Genomic DNA, 14,316 nt, shown 5'->3' with positions numbered 1-14,316 from the left:
CGCTACAAAAAATGCGATGCTTGGACATAGTTTGTTTCTAAAAGCGGGCAGATCATGGATCGTCTTCAAGCAATGCGGGTGTTTGTGGCCGTGGTGGACCTGGGCAGCCAATCGGCGGCGGCCGACCACCTGGACCTGTCGCGGCCGGTGGTGTCGCGCTACCTGGCGGAGCTGGAAGACTGGGTGGGCGCGCGGCTGATGCACCGCACCACCCGCAAACTCAGCCTGACCGCCGCCGGCAGCGAAACCTTGCCCCGTTGCCGGCAGATGCTGGAGTTGTGCAGCGACATGCAGGCCGCCGTCAGCGAGCCGGACGAAGCGCCCCGCGGCCTGCTGCGCCTGAGCGTCAGCACCTCGTTCGGCCAGGCACAGCTGGCCGATGCCATGGCCGAATACGTCAAGCGCTACCCGTTGGTCAGCATTGATATGCAGATGCTCGATCGCACGGTCAACCTGGTGGATGAGCGCATCGACCTGGCGATCCGCACCAGTTTTGAACTGGACCCCAACCTGATCGCCCGCCGTCTTACGCTGTGCCGCTCGGTAATCTGCGCATCGCCCGCTTATCTGCTGGAGCACCCGCAGCCCCGGCAGGTACAGGATTTGGCCCGGCACAATTGCCTGACTCATTCCTACTTCGGCAAAAGCCTGTGGCACTTCGTGGAAAACGGCGAGCCGGTGTCAGTGCCGGTGCAGGGCAATATCAGCGCCAACGAGGCGAGTACGTTATTGCGGGTGACACTGGCGGGGGCGGGGGTGTGCCGGCTGCCGAGTTATCAGGCCGGCGACTACATCCGCAGTGGCGAACTGGTGCGCCTGCTGCCCGACGCCGAGCCGCAACAGATGAACATCTACGCGGTGTACGCCTCGCGCAAGCACATGCCGTCGGCGCTGCGCAGCCTGTTGGACTTCCTGGTGCTGAGGTTTCCGGAAGAGCCGCTGTGGGACGTCGGTCTCTGAGCGACATAAACCTGTTGAATGTCGCCCGATAAGCGACATGCCCCATCGGAGCCATGCTTCTGAACTATGCTGATCAAAGCACCTTCTTGATCGGATCAGAGGTCAGCATCATGTCGATCAAAACAAGAAAGTACCTGATGATTTTCACCCTGTGCGCCGCCGCCACAGCGCTCTACGGCACTGCCGCCTACCGCGTCGAACAGACCCGCCTGCAGCCGAACTATGCGTCCAGCTGCAACAAAGATCATTGCGTCGGTCACATGGCGAGCTTCAGCTCACTGCGCTAGCGCTCTGGTCGGCTTTCAGCTGCTCCCGAAACGCCTTCGGAGAGAACCCGACGCGCCGGCGAAACAAGCGCGAGAAGTTGGTCGGGTCAGAAAAGCCCAATACGTCCGACATCTCATTGATGGTCATGCTGGTGTAAGTCAGCAGGCGCTTGGCTTCCAGCAATTGGCGGTCGTGCATGATCTGCAAGGCGGGCTGTCCGCCCAACTCCCGACACGTACCGTTCAGGTGTGAGACCGAGATCCCCAGCTTGTGGGCCAGGTCTTCGATTTTCGGGTGTTCGCGGTAATGCTGCTCCACCAACTGGGTGAAACGACGGAAGTATTCGCGCCCTCGCGGCGCCCGTGGATGGCGACGCTGGATCGCCTGGCGGCTGATCCACACCAGCAGCACGCTGACCAGGGCGTGCATCATCATGTCCCGCGCCGGTTGATCGTTGGCGTACTCATCCTGCAAGCGTGCAAACAGGCTGTTGAGGTAGTCGCTGTCGTTGCCGGCAGGGTAGCTGCCCAAGGCGTTCAGGCCATCCAGCGCCGCGCCCAGTTGCCCTTGCAAATGCGCCATCAGCGGCGCAGCCAGGGTGACGACAAACCCTTCGACGTCTTCGGAAAACCGAAAACCATGCACGCATAACGGCGGCAGCACCTGCAAGGTCGATTCGTTCAGCGTGCTGCGCTGGCCCTCGATCTCCAACTGCGCTTGACCCTTGTGCACGTACAGCAACTGGCACAGGTCCGCGTGCCGGTGGGGCTGGATTTCCCACTGGTACTCACGGCTGCGCCGGGAGATGGTTTCACAGTGCAGCAAATCCGGGGTCGGCCATTGCTGGCTCTCGCCGTAGAGCTTGAACACTGGAATCGCGGAACTGGCAGTTTTGGTCATGGCTTCATCCGATACTTCGGGAGAATTGTGCGGTAATCGCCCCAATTGGCAAAAAGCGCAGCTTTGGGCTCAGTTTTCACCTTCTTATGCCGGTCACTCAAGTGAAAAATGCCAGCAACACCTTCAATGACAACTCTTTCACCGAATACGTTCGATGAAGCGTGCGGGCCATAAAAATAATGAAAACGCTGAAAACCCAAGTCGCCATTATTGGCGCCGGTCCCTCGGGACTGCTGCTCGGCCAGCTGTTGCACAACGCCGGGATTGAAACCCTGATTCTTGAGCGCCAGACGCCGGATTACGTGCAAGGCCGCATCCGGGCCGGAGTGCTGGAACAAGGCATGGTCGACCTGTTGCGCCAGGCTGGCGTGAGTACGCGCATGGATGCCGAAGGTTTGGTGCACGACGGTTTCGAGCTGGCGCTGAACGGCCAACTGACCCACATCGACCTCAAGGCGCTGACCGGCGGCAAGACGGTGATGATCTATGGCCAGACCGAGGTCACCCGTGACCTGATGGCTGCACGTCAGGCCAGCGGTGCCACGACGTTGTACGAAGCGAGCAACGTGCAGCCCCATGATATGAAAAGCGAAGAACCGTGGCTGAGCTTCGAACATGCCGGCGAACGCTATCGCCTGGACTGCGACTACATCGCCGGCTGTGACGGTTTTCACGGGGTGGCGCGCCCGTCGATTCCCCCTGACGCGTTGAAGGTCTTTGAGCGGGTCTATCCGTTTGGCTGGCTGGGCATCCTCGCCGATACCCCGCCGATCCACGATGAACTGGTGTACGCCAAGCACGAACGCGGCTTTGCCCTGTGCAGCATGCGTTCAGCGATCCGCAGCCGTTATTACCTGCAGGTGCCGGCGGATGAAGCGGTGGAAGACTGGTCTGATGAGCGCTTCTGGGATGAGCTGAAAACCCGTTTGCCCACCTCATTGGCCGGGCAACTGGTGACCGGCCCGTCCATCGAAAAAAGCATCGCGCCGCTGCGCAGCTTCGTGGGGGAGCCGATGCAGTACGGCCGCCTGTTCCTGCTCGGCGACGCCGCCCACATCGTGCCGCCCACCGGTGCCAAGGGGTTGAACCTGGCGGCCAGTGATGTCAGCACCTTGTTCAACATCCTGCTCAAGGTGTACCGCGAGGGCCGTGTGGAGTTGCTGGCGAAATACTCGCAGATCTGCCTGCGTCGGGTCTGGAAAGCCGAACGGTTTTCCTGGTGGATGACCTCCATGTTGCATCAGTTTCCGGAATCCGATGGCTTCAGCCAGCGCATCGCCCAGAGCGAGCTTGAGTACTTCGTCGACTCCGAGGCCGGGCGTAAAACCATTGCAGAAAATTACGTCGGGCTTCCTTACGAGGCTATCGAATAGCCAGCTATCTAGTACACTGACGAGCATTCCCGCGGGCCTCCTTTTCCCGTGGGGCCTTGCCTGCAGGTTCTGCCGTGACCAACCTCAATCAGCCCGCCACACCCGCTGTTCGTAGTGTCCTTGTCGCCTTGATGATGGCGATCTTCCTCGGGGCGCTGGACCAGACCATCGTCGCCGTCTCCATGCCGGCCATTTCCGCCCAGTTCCACGACGTCAACCTGCTGGCCTGGGTGATCTCCGGCTACATGGTGGCGATGACCGTGGCGGTGCCGATCTACGGCAAGCTCGGCGACCTGTACGGGCGCCGGCCGATGATGCTGATCGGCATGGGGCTGTTCACCGTTGCCTCGCTGTTCTGCGGCATGGCCCAGAGCATGGAGCAACTGGTGCTGGCGCGGATCCTCCAGGGCATCGGTGCCGGCGGGATGATTTCGGTCAGCCAGGCGATTATTGGCGACATCATTCCGCCCCGCGAACGCGGGCGCTACCAGGGTTACTTCAGCAGCATGTACGCGGTGGCGAGCGTGGCCGGCCCGGTATTGGGCGGCTACATGACCGAGTACCTGTCGTGGCGCTGGGTGTTCCTGATCAACCTGCCGTTGGGCGCCGGCGCCTGGTGGGTGGCCCATCGCACGCTGGTGGGGCTGCCGGTGCCGCAGCGCAAGCCGGTGATCGACTACCTCGGCACTGTGTTGATGATCGTCGGCTTGACCGCTTTGCTGCTGGGCATCACCGAAATCGGCCAGGGCCACCATTGGCGTGACGATGAAGTGCTGGGGCTGCTGGTGTGCGCGTTGGTGGCATTGACGGTGTTTGTGTGGCACGAGCGTCGGGCGCGGGAGCCGTTGTTGCCGATGCACCTGTTTGCCAACCGCAGTGCGGTGTTGTGTTGGTGCACGATTTTCTTTACCAGTTTCCAGGCGATTTCCCTCACGGTATTGATGCCGCTGCGTTACCAGACCGTCACCGGCTCAGGTGCCGACAGTGCTGCCTTGCATTTGCTGCCGCTGGCGATTGGGTTGCCGATGGGAGCGTATTTCGCTGGGCGCATGACCTCGGTGACTGGGCGGTATAAGCCGATGATCCTCACCGGGGCCTTTCTGAGCCCGATCGCCATTCTCGGCATGGCCCTCAGTGCGCCTCAGGCGGTGGTGGTCACCAGCGTGTTTATGTTGCTGTGCGGGATTGCTGCCGGGATGCAGTTTCCGACTTCGCTGGTGGGTACGCAAAATTCGGTGGAACAGCGGGACATTGGGGTGGCGACCAGTACCACTAACCTGTTTCGGTCGTTGGGTGGTGCGGTTGGGGTGGCGTGCATGTCGGCGCTGTTGCTGGCGTTGTTGCAGGACTCCAGTTTTGCGCACTTGGCCAGTGGGGCGTTGGTGGCTGAGGGGAGTTCGGGGAATGTGTTGCTGGATGGGTTGAATGCCGCGCCCGGGCCGGCGCAGGATGCGTTGCGGGGGGAGTTGCTGATCACTTTCCGGCATTTGCTGATGGTGAGTGCGGGGGTTTCGTTGTTGGGGTTGGCGGCGGCGATTGCCATGCCTAATCGTGTGTTGCGGGGGCGGGAAGACAAGGCCAAATAACCCGCTCTTTAATGTGAACACGGTCAATGGGGCTGCGCCACGTACTTGAGCGGCTACCGCAGGCGACATCATTGGAAGATTACGAAGCCTGCTGCCGTGGAATTGTTCGCGAGAAAGGCTACGGTAAACCAAGGCCCCCTCTTGCGGTAGGTGGGGTTTATGGATCGCATACGCTGCGACGTGCCTGCCGCACCCGGCGCTGTCGGTGTGGTTCATGCAGCCGCGCGAGCCCAACTTGCCCCAGCACATGAGCAACGAAAGGATGGACAAGCGAATGTCAGCGCTATTGCGTGCTGACACAGGCCTTTATTAAATATCTGAAAAGCTATAAGGCTGAAGTTCTGTTATCTGCGAAAGCAATATTAGGTGCTCCACCGCTTTTACTTTTTCAAGGTGGTCAAGAGTATCCGGGCCGCCGAACATCAATGCTGGAACAAAGCCGTACATCTCGTCGTGACGCAGGGTGCCGAGCTTTTTCTTTGCGGGCTTGAACAGTTCTCCATAATCGTTGGAGTCCACATTTCTGGAAAGTAGAAAACCTTGTAATTCTCTGTCCATTTCTACGCTTGAAACTTCAAAGTTTTTGATTACAACCTTAGAAAGAACACTTGTTATCTTAAGCGAAAATCCCGTTTTTTCGCCCCAGAGGTACAAGTCACCAAAGGCGCTTCGAGCAATCAGATGGTAGGTATCAAGTTCTTCAAATTTCGTCCCCTTAAGCCAGGATGCAACCACACCCTCATATTCTTGGGGGTTTACGATCCAAAAAATGCCCTCGCCGTACCCGCACCAGCCGTGTTCGACCCAGTATTCTAGCAACTGATTGGGTAGCTTTCCTCTATAGCGCTCGATGCTTGATGTTGGTACTTCAAGTCGATCAACTGGCCCTCCAAACGTTTCCAAAAAAATGGAAAATATCTCATCCATTGCTTTTCCCCTTAACATTTATGAAGTTTGACATTGAGATAGGTGTCACCGCGTAAAGCCGCTGGCACTGTCTCTGCGGCCTTTTTCAAATTTGCAATTTTTGGCCTCCACTGAGGGCCAATACTGGAGTTGACTTGTCGATCACCGAGGCCCGCGATGATATCTTTTCCACCTGCAGATAGATCGGGATTGTGTAGGCAACACCGCCAGTGCGCAGATCTACAGTTTGGTCGAGACCGCCAAGATCTAAGGCCAAGAGCCAGGCGGCATCATTGGAAGATTACGAAGTCCTGCTGTCGTGGAATTGTTCGCGAGAAAGGCTACGGTAAACCAAGGCACCCTCTTGCGGTAGGTGGGGTTTATAGATCGCATACGCTGCGACGTGCCTGCCGCACCCGGTGCCGTCGGCGTGGTTCATGCAGCCGCGCGAGCCCAACTTGCCCCAGCACATGCTCAACGAAAGGATGGACAAGCGAATGTCAGCGCTATTGCGTGCTGACACAGGCCTTTATTAAATATCTGAAAAGCTATAAGGCTGAAGTTCTGTTATCTGAGAAAGCAATATTAGGTGCTCCACCGCTTTTACTTTTTCAAGGTGCTCAAGAGTATCCGGGCCGCCGAACATCAATGCTGGAACAAAGCCGTACATTTCGTCATGGCGTAGTGTGCCGAGTTTTTTCTTTGCTGGCTTGAATAAGTTTCCGTAATCGTTGTATTTAATTTCCTTAGATAATAAGAAATTTTGGACCTCTCTATCCATGTCCTCTGGCGTGATTTCAAAATCTTGAATAACGTATCGTGAAAAAGTACTGGTTATTGTAATCGTTGGACCTGTGTTTTTTCCCCATAGATATAAATCACCAAAAGCGCTGCGGGCGATGAGATGATAGGTGTCCCGATTTTCAATTGTTGTTCCCTCAACCCACGATGCCACTACCCCCTCATACTCTTGTGGGTCCACGATCCAAAAAATACCGCCACCATAGCCGCACCATCCATGCTCAGCCCAATACTCCAATAATTGATTGGGCAGCTTTCCTTTGAAATGTGCAAGGCTCGAAGCTGGTACTTCTCGACGATCCGTCGGCTCACCAAACTTTTCTATAAATCTAGCAAATACTTTGTCCATTAAACACCTCCATGGTGATTAGCACTTATGCAGTGCCGCGAGAAAGGCTACGGTAAACCAAGGCCCCATCTTGCGGTAGGTGGGGTTTATGGATCGCATACGCTGCAACATGCCTGCCACCCCCCGGCGCCGTTGGCGTGGTTCATGCAGCCGCGCGAGCGCAACTTGCCCCCCGCACATGCTCAACGAAAGGATGGACAAGCGAATGTCAGCGCTATTGCGTGCTGACATAGGCCTTTATTAAATATCTGAAAAGCTATAAGGCTGAAGTTCTGTTATCTGCGAAAGCAATATTAGGTGCTCCACCGCTTTTACTTTTTTAAGGTGGTCAAGAGTATCCGGGCCGCCGAACATCAATGCTGGAACAAAGCCGTACATCTCATCATTACGTAAGGTGCCGAGTTTTTTCTTTGCAGGCTTGAACAGGTCGCCATAATCATTAGAGTCCACTTTTCTGGATACGATAAAGTCTTGAATTTTACGATCCATTTGTTCTGGTGTGGGTTCAAAATCATGAATTACGCATCGAGAAAGGATGCTGGTTATTTTCAGTGAAAATCCCGTCTTCTCGCCCCACAGGTATAAATCGCCAAACGCACCGCGTGCAATTAGGTGGTAAGTGTCACGCTTTTCAAGTGTCGTACCCTCAATCCAAGAAGCCACCACTTCCTCATATTCCTGCGGGTTAACGAGCCAAAAAATTCCTTCGCCGTAGCCACACCAACCATGTTCAGTCCAATATTCCAAAAGTAAATCTGGTAGCTTCCCTCGGTAGTGCTCGATACTGGATGTTGGCACTTCCTGACGATCAATGGGATCACCAAGTTTTTCTATAAATCTAGCAAATACTTTGTCCATTAAACACCTCCATGGTGATTAGCACTTATGCAGTGCCGCGAGAAAGGCTACGGTAAACCAAGGCCCCCTCTTGCGGTAGGTGGGGTTTATGGATCGCATACGCTGCGACGTGCCTGCCGCACCCGGCGCCGTCGGCGTGGTTCATGCAGCCGCGCGAGCGCAACTTGCCCCCGCACATGCTCAACGAAAGGATGGTCAAGCGAATGTCATCGCTATTGCGTGCTGACACAGGCCTTTATTAAGTATCTGAAAAGCTATAAGGCTGAAGTTCTGTTATCTGCGAAAGCAATATTAGGTGCTCCACCGTTTTTACTTTTTCAAGGTGGTCAAGAGTATCCTGGCCGCCGAACATTAATGCTGGAACAAAGCCATACATTTCATCATGACGCAAAGCCCCCAGCTTTTTCTTCGCTGGTTTGAATAGGTCATCGTAGTCATTGTCATCTACATTTCTAGTTAATAAAAAGTTTTGGAGTTGCTTGTCCATATGCTCCGTTCCAAATTTTGAGTAAAATGCTATGTATTTAGATAGTATGCTGGTTATATTAAGAGACGCTCCAGTTTTTTCCCCCCAAAGGTATAAGTCGCCAAAAGCACTGCGGGCAATTAGGTGATAAGTGTCGAGTGCTTCTAGTTCTGTACCCTCAATCCAAGACGCCACTACGTTTTCATATTCCTGCGGGTTAACGAGCCAAAAAATTCCTTCGCCGTAGCCACACCAACCATGTTCAGTCCAATACTCCAAAAGTAAATCTGGTAGCTTACCTCGGTAGTGCTCGATACTGGATGTTGGCACTTCCTGACGATCAATGGGGTCACCAAGTTTTTCTATAAATCTAGCAAATACTCTGTCCATTAACCTATCCTCGCCAACTAGCACTTATGTAGTTTTACATTAAGGAAAGTCGATTCTCGCATCGACTTTGGTATGTCTTCAGCCGCATTTTTTAAATTCTGTATTTTGTTTTTCCACTGTGGGCCAATGCTTGAGTTCACCTGTCTATCACCAAAGTCAGCAATAACGTCCCTACCGCCAGCGCTCAAATCAGGGTTGTGCAGACCGGCAAGGTTTGACATCGTTTCCTTCGCTTTTTTGATAGCCGCGTCTTCTGCATCAAGTGAGTCCATGGTATGAGAAAATTCATCTTGAAATCTTTGTTGAGGATCGGTTTGTAGTTTTTTACGAGCCACCGTGGCAGCCGCCTTGCTACGTTTTACAGAATTAGCAATATTCTCCAAATACTCATCAACCGTCAGCCGATTCAGCCCTTCCTCTTGGCCCTTTAACTGCCGCTCGAACTCTCCGACTTTAGAGGCCGGCATTTTGTCTGCCTTGAAGCACTCTACTTCATGGCGCGGCATAGTATTTGGTTTGCCCTTGGCTGGTTCTTTGTCTTTTCCAGATGGGCGGTTCGGCGGCGGTTCCTGCGGCCCAAGTGCGCCTCTACGAGGCTCTGCCGTTTGCAGGTCAGGACGTTTTTTCAGCGCATCTTCGTGTTTGAGCATCCATTGAGCCAGCCGTGCTCCTTTAGCGCTGCCTCGCATTTCCTGAGCCAGAACGCTGGCGTTACCTCGACCACGGGTCAGGTAGGCAACAACCGCCCCCAGCAGTAGAACCACGACTTCTACGTGCCCCAATGCAATCTGCTGGGAGGCACTGTTCACAGCGAACGGGTCGTCCGTGCCAAAGGGATTGAGCCCATCATCGCCACGCGCACCGTCCCATGCGATGTTGATGCCACGCAGGTAGTACTCGCCAATGGCAGGTAGACCCTCCACAAAAAAGTCGGCGATGGACGCCAGGCCAAGAACGCCCAGTAGCCAGGTGCTGACTTGCAAACCCATCGCCGCACCTGCAGCGCCTGCCGGTATAGCCCCTGCACCTGCGGCCCAAACCCCAACACCCGCGCCAATGGCCCCTCCAGTTAACACCCCGCCCGCAACGATCATTGCCATTTGGGCGACGGTACTGATCAGCTCGGAAAGAATGCTGGAGATATCTATGTCGGCGAAGCGCTGCCGCAATAAGCGCGCAGCTTCCCATTCTGCTCGATCAAATGCAGTGCGGACGTTACTGACACGACGAATTTGCAGATCAAGCGAAGGGATATGTTCGTTCAGGTACGTGCGAAAGCTTGACCCTACCGGGTAGCCCATTTCATGGGTTATACGATCTTCTATCTGTTGCCACGAGGGCACTTGCCATAAAAACATCCGTGTCCCGCTGACAGCTTTCGATGAAAATTGCGCCAGGAGTATGGGAAGCCACTGGGCTAAAAATCAACGCGGCTCAAGTCGGAGTTTGTTGCTGAATACGTCGTAGAGACCGGCTATCGCTCAAATTCAAGATGCTCTTGGCGCCGCATTGAGTGTTACGGGCAGTGCGATGTCTGTAAGCATCCGCACCCTTGTGGTTGGGCTTTACGAGGAAAAAACGGATCAGGGAAATACTGCACCGTCGGAAAAAGAAACTTTCCGACTGAATTAAAGGCAGCTCCTTACGAGCGGCCTCACGGGCTGTAATACCCCACAGCCACCATAAAATGCCCAGCCTTGCGCAAATACGCATGCTTGTTCTCAACCTTCCCGGTCACCGGGTTTTTCCAGCGGTACTTGTATTCCCCCTGATCCTGCTCTGCCATCACCGCCAGGATCGGCTCACCCACCGGCTTCCCGTCGGGGTCCTTGATCTTGCTGAAGTCAGTGTTGACCAAGCGCGGATTGGTACCGTGGGCCACATAGCGGTGGGTATCCAGGTCAACCACAAACACATACAAATCGTCCTGCAGAAAACCACCCTGCATATCGTTGATCGCCTTGAGCGTCCCGGCCTGGTCCTTCTCCAGCGCCTTGACGGCTTTGTTCCGCAGGGCCCGGGCATGTTCCGGAGTCGCCCGTGGCAGGTAATACCCCACCGCCAGAATCCGCTGCCCAACCCGCTGGTAATACACATGCTTGCGCTCAACCTTACCGTCATTCCAGTTCTGCCACCGGTAATCGGCCTGCTGAATGCCGCTGCCGTCCGGCACGGCCAAGGCGTCCTTGAACGACTGCTTCAAATCCGGCCCAAGCACCTCGGAAACATCACGCCCGATCAACGCAGAAGAGGGCCCGCCACTCGCCAGCAGCACGCCCTGGGTGTCGACCACGAACACATAACGGTCCTGATCGACGAATTCACCCTGGCGGCTGAACGCTGCAAAGGCTTTGTCGCCATTCGTCTGGTAATACGCCAAGGCTTTTTCCAGCAGGGCCTTGGCGGCTTGGGCATCCTCATCCTGAGTGGTCGCGGCGTGCACCTGGCCAACGCACAACAGCAGTAGCCAGGTGGCTCGGAGCAGTCCCTTCATGACCCGTCCCTCGTTCTTGTTGGTGTGCCAAGAGCGTAGACGGTTTGCCGACAAATCAGAACGGTTTGGTCGGCAGGTATTTACCGTCCAGGGTGATCACCGCACGGGAACCGCCCTCCGGGTCTTCGACCTTTTTGATGTCCAGCTTGAAGTTGATCGCGCTGATGATGCCGTCGCCAAACTGCTCGTGCACCAGGGCCTTGAGGGTCGAACCGTAGACCTGCAGCATTTCATAGAAGCGGTACATGGTCGGGTCCGTCGGCACACCGCCGGGGAAGCTGCCCCGCAGGGGCACGGTTTGCAGCAGGCGGCTGGCGTCCTGGTCGAGGCCGAGTTTGTCGCAGACCACATCGGCCGCGTCCTTGGGCAGCGGGTGCTGGCCGAGCAGGGCGGCGGTGACGAACGCCAGGCTCAGCCCGGTGCCGTCGGTGAGGTCCTGCCATGACAGGCTCTTGCGCGCCTTGAGGTCGATGACGGTGTCGGCCAGGGCCAGGCGTGGGGTTTGGGCGAATTGGGATTGCAACATGGTGATGTCCTCTTGGGTTTGAGTCAGGTTCAGGCCGCGTGGGCGCGGGTGTTCGGGTTATCCAGCAGGGACACGAAGCGCCCGCTGCGGCCATCCAGGGCGTCGATGCCGCCGCTTTCGATGTCGTAGACCCAGCCGTGCAGGCTCAGCCGGCCTTGTTCCAGGGCCAGGGCCACGGAAGGGTGGGTCTTGAGATTGGCCAGTTGGGCGACCACGTTTTCACGTACCAGTGAGTTCAGCCGGTCGGCGTCTGATGCGTGAGTGCGGGCGGCGTTGATCACCTTGGCCGACTCGGCATGGCGCAGCCAGTTGGCGACGGCGGGCAAGTGGTCCAGGCATTTGCAGGTGGAGATGGCGGTCATGGCGCCGCAGTCGGAGTGACCGCAGATCACGATGTCGCTGACGCCGAGAACGGCTACCGCGTATTCGACGGTGGCCGACACGCCGCCGGGCTCTGGCCCGTAGGACGGCACGATGTTGCCGGCGTTGCGGATCACAAACAGGTCGCCAGGTTCCTGCTGGGTCAGCAGTTCCGGGACTACACGGCTGTCGGAACAGGACACGAACAGCGTGCCGGGGTTTTGCGTGGTGGCCAGGTGTTTGAACAGGTCGCTGCGTTGGGTGAAGGCTTCACCCTGGAACTTGCGAAAGCCGTCAATGAGGTCTTGCATGGTGGTTCTCCTTGCGTCGCTGATGGGGCAAGGATGGAAGTTTTCAGCTATAGCGTCCAAGACCGGCTTATTATGGTTTCTATAAGTCATGCCTATAGTGGAGCCCCGTCCATGTTGCTGCGTCATATCCGCTACCTGTTGGCCGTTGCCGAACACCGCAATTTCACCCGGGCGGCCGAGGCGCTGCACGTGTCGCAGCCGACCTTGTCGCAGCAGATCAAGCAACTGGAAGACACCCTGGGCGCACCGCTGCTGGATCGCTCCGGCAGAAGCGTCAGCCTGACCGACGCGGGCGAGGCTTATGTGCGGTTTGCGCGCCTGGCCTTGCAGGATTTGCAGGCCGGTACCCGCGCCATGCATGACGTGCAGGACCTGAGTCGCGGCAGTTTGCGCCTGGCGATGACGCCGACGTTTACCGCGTACCTGATCGGGCCGCTGCTGGCGCGGTTCAACGGCCTGTATCCGGGGATAACGGTCAGCGTCGAGGAACTGACCCAGGACCGCATGGAGGCGGCGCTGACCGAGGATTTGCTGGATATCGGCATCGGCTTTACCGGCGAGCATTTGCCGGATATCGAGTGTGAAGGGGTGTTTGTCGAGGCGTTGAGCGTGGTGGTGAGTGCCGATCATCCCGGCATTGATCGACAATCGTGGCTCCAGCAGCCGTTGGTGCTGCTGAATGCAGGGTTCGCCACGCGCCGCTATATCAATGAGTATTTTCGCAGCCAGGCGGTGAAACCGCGGATTGCGATGGAGGCCAACTCCATCAGCGCGATCATCGAGATCGTGCGGAGCACGCGGTTGGCGACCCTCCTGCCCAGTGCGATTGCCCACGTGCAACCAGGGTTACAGGCGGTGCCCCTAAGCCCGGCGTTACCCCAACGCACGGCGGCGCTGCTCAGTCGCAAGGGAGGCTATCGCAGTGCGGCGTGCCGGGCGTTTGTCGAATTGGTCAGGGCGCAGCCAGCCACTGATTGATGATGCCGTCATACACGCCGGTCACCGTGCTCAAGTGCAGCCACTGGTCCACATAACTCTTCCATGCGACATCATCGCGGGGCAGCAAGAATGCCTTCTCGCTGTACTGCATGTAGCGCTCGGGGTTTACCGCGCACAGGCCCGGCTTGAGCTTCTGCTGGTAGCGGGCCTCGCTGGCGTCGGTGATCATCACATCGGCCTTGTTCGCCAGCAGTTCCTCGAAAATCGTCACGTTGTCCGGGAACAGCGTCAGTTGCGCCTTACCCAAGTGCGCCCGTGCGAACACTTCATTGGTGCCGCCCGAAGGCTCGATCACCCGCACCTGCGGCTGGTTGATCTGCTCCACGGTCTGGTAGCGCTGCACATCGGCGCAGCGCACCAGCGGGATCTTGCCGTCGACGCCCAGGGGCTGGCTGAAAAACGCCTTCTTCTGCCGCTCCAGCGACACCGAAATACCGCCGAGGGCAATGTCACAGCGCTGGGCCAGGAAGTCCGGCATCAGGGTTTTCCAGGTGGTGGGCACCCACTTCACCTGCACCCCGAGGCTCTTGGCCAGGGACTGGGCCATGGCGATGTCGATGCCTTCGTAGCGGCCGTCGGGGCGCAAATAGCTGTAGGGCTTGTAGTCGCCGGTGGTGCAGACGGTCATTTCACCGCGCTGCAGCACTTCATCCAGGCGCGATACGGGGCTGTCGGCCAGGGCCTGGGCGGACAGGCCGGCCAGCAGCGAAAGGGTCAGCAAAGCTTTCATGCGGTCGAGTCCTTGGGCATGAGCAGGGCCGCCATTATTT

General features: G+C 57.0%; 15 protein-coding genes and 4 pseudogenes. 8 read left to right on the top strand and 11 right to left on the bottom strand.

Annotated features, from left to right (window positions below):
* Positions 1 to 54: 54 nt before the first annotated feature.
* Both HX855_RS09290 and HX855_RS09285 read left to right on the top strand, forming a co-directional pair.
* Positions 55 to 960: a LysR family transcriptional regulator gene (locus HX855_RS09290; RefSeq protein WP_177082533.1), complete on the top strand. Its 906-nt coding sequence runs from the start codon at positions 55 to 57 to the stop codon at positions 958 to 960.
* Positions 961 to 1,070: 110 nt separating this feature from the next.
* Positions 1,071 to 1,247, top strand: coding sequence for a hypothetical protein (locus tag HX855_RS09285; protein ID WP_177082532.1), 177 nt, complete (start codon positions 1,071 to 1,073; stop codon positions 1,245 to 1,247).
* Here the strand turns inward: HX855_RS09285 and HX855_RS09280 are convergent.
* A complete protein-coding gene (locus tag HX855_RS09280; RefSeq protein ID WP_177082531.1) occupies positions 1,231 to 2,127 on the bottom strand; it encodes a helix-turn-helix domain-containing protein in 897 nt (298 codons plus the stop codon). The genes HX855_RS09285 and HX855_RS09280 overlap by 17 nt on opposite strands.
* A gap of 188 nt (positions 2,128 to 2,315) precedes the next feature.
* Between HX855_RS09280 and pobA the strand changes: the two genes are divergently transcribed.
* The 3 genes and pseudogenes from pobA to HX855_RS33235 all read left to right on the top strand — a co-directional run.
* Positions 2,316 to 3,500, top strand: a complete 1,185-nt coding sequence (gene pobA, locus HX855_RS09275; RefSeq protein ID WP_177082705.1) for a 4-hydroxybenzoate 3-monooxygenase — start codon at positions 2,316 to 2,318, stop codon at positions 3,498 to 3,500.
* A gap of 74 nt (positions 3,501 to 3,574) precedes the next feature.
* Complete coding sequence (locus HX855_RS09270; protein WP_177082529.1) at positions 3,575 to 5,086, top strand: MDR family MFS transporter; 1,512 nt, start codon at positions 3,575 to 3,577, stop codon at positions 5,084 to 5,086.
* A gap of 174 nt (positions 5,087 to 5,260) precedes the next feature.
* A pseudogene (locus HX855_RS33235) lies at positions 5,261 to 5,383 on the top strand (lysis protein); the annotation flags it as partial.
* A gap of 12 nt (positions 5,384 to 5,395) precedes the next feature.
* Here HX855_RS33235 and HX855_RS09265 read toward each other — a convergent pair.
* On the bottom strand, positions 5,396 to 6,013 hold the full coding sequence (locus HX855_RS09265; RefSeq protein WP_177082527.1) for a GAD-like domain-containing protein: 618 nt from the start codon (positions 6,011 to 6,013) through the stop codon (positions 5,396 to 5,398).
* 11 nt (positions 6,014 to 6,024) lie between these two features.
* Positions 6,025 to 6,210 (bottom strand): annotated as a pseudogene (locus HX855_RS09260) (polymorphic toxin type 15 domain-containing protein); the annotation flags it as partial.
* 179 nt (positions 6,211 to 6,389) lie between these two features.
* Here HX855_RS09260 and HX855_RS33230 point away from each other — a divergent pair.
* A pseudogene (locus HX855_RS33230) lies at positions 6,390 to 6,512 on the top strand (lysis protein); the annotation flags it as partial.
* 12 nt (positions 6,513 to 6,524) lie between these two features.
* Here the strand turns inward: HX855_RS33230 and HX855_RS09255 are convergent.
* Both HX855_RS09255 and HX855_RS09250 read right to left on the bottom strand, forming a co-directional pair.
* Positions 6,525 to 7,142, bottom strand: coding sequence for a GAD-like domain-containing protein (locus tag HX855_RS09255; protein WP_177082526.1), 618 nt, complete (start codon positions 7,140 to 7,142; stop codon positions 6,525 to 6,527).
* A 240-nt stretch (positions 7,143 to 7,382) separates the two neighbouring features.
* The gene (locus HX855_RS09250; RefSeq protein WP_177082525.1) at positions 7,383 to 8,000 is read right to left on the bottom strand and encodes a GAD-like domain-containing protein; all 618 of its coding nucleotides are present in this window, start codon (positions 7,998 to 8,000) and stop codon (positions 7,383 to 7,385) included.
* Positions 8,001 to 8,103: 103 nt separating this feature from the next.
* On the opposite strand from HX855_RS09250, the pseudogene HX855_RS33225 reads away from it, so the two are divergent.
* A pseudogene (locus tag HX855_RS33225) lies at positions 8,104 to 8,226 on the top strand (lysis protein); the annotation flags it as partial.
* Positions 8,227 to 8,238: 12 nt separating this feature from the next.
* On the opposite strand, the gene HX855_RS09245 reads toward HX855_RS33225, so the two are convergent.
* From HX855_RS09245 to HX855_RS09225, 5 genes are all read right to left on the bottom strand, one after another.
* On the bottom strand, positions 8,239 to 8,856 hold the full coding sequence (locus tag HX855_RS09245; protein ID WP_177082524.1) for a GAD-like domain-containing protein: 618 nt from the start codon (positions 8,854 to 8,856) through the stop codon (positions 8,239 to 8,241).
* A gap of 17 nt (positions 8,857 to 8,873) precedes the next feature.
* Positions 8,874 to 10,214: a DUF6861 domain-containing protein gene (locus HX855_RS09240; RefSeq protein WP_177082523.1), complete on the bottom strand. Its 1,341-nt coding sequence runs from the start codon at positions 10,212 to 10,214 to the stop codon at positions 8,874 to 8,876.
* A 296-nt stretch (positions 10,215 to 10,510) separates the two neighbouring features.
* Positions 10,511 to 11,350 carry a cache domain-containing protein gene (locus HX855_RS09235; RefSeq protein WP_177082522.1) on the bottom strand — a complete coding sequence of 280 codons (840 nt, stop codon included), beginning with the start codon at positions 11,348 to 11,350 and terminating at the stop codon, positions 10,511 to 10,513.
* Between the two features lie 55 nt (positions 11,351 to 11,405).
* Entirely contained in the window at positions 11,406 to 11,876 is a 471-nt protein-coding gene (gene cynS, locus HX855_RS09230; RefSeq protein ID WP_177082521.1) for a cyanase, read from the bottom strand.
* Positions 11,877 to 11,905: 29 nt separating this feature from the next.
* Complete coding sequence (locus HX855_RS09225; protein ID WP_177044958.1) at positions 11,906 to 12,547, bottom strand: carbonic anhydrase; 642 nt, start codon at positions 12,545 to 12,547, stop codon at positions 11,906 to 11,908.
* Positions 12,548 to 12,658: 111 nt separating this feature from the next.
* Here HX855_RS09225 and cynR point away from each other — a divergent pair, with 111 nt between their 5' ends.
* Complete coding sequence (gene cynR / locus HX855_RS09220) at positions 12,659 to 13,525, top strand: transcriptional regulator CynR (RefSeq protein ID WP_177082519.1); 867 nt, start codon at positions 12,659 to 12,661, stop codon at positions 13,523 to 13,525.
* On the opposite strand, the gene HX855_RS09215 is transcribed toward cynR, so the two are convergent.
* Entirely contained in the window at positions 13,500 to 14,276 is a 777-nt protein-coding gene (locus HX855_RS09215) for a transporter substrate-binding domain-containing protein (RefSeq protein WP_177082517.1), read from the bottom strand. The genes cynR and HX855_RS09215 overlap by 26 nt on opposite strands.
* Positions 14,277 to 14,316: the final 40 nt, after the last annotated feature.

The sequence above is a fragment of the Pseudomonas sp. IPO3778 genome (genome assembly GCF_013386825.1).
Taxonomy (GTDB): domain Bacteria; phylum Pseudomonadota; class Gammaproteobacteria; order Pseudomonadales; family Pseudomonadaceae; genus Aquipseudomonas.
This window is presented reverse-complemented; position numbering and strand designations above follow the sequence as displayed.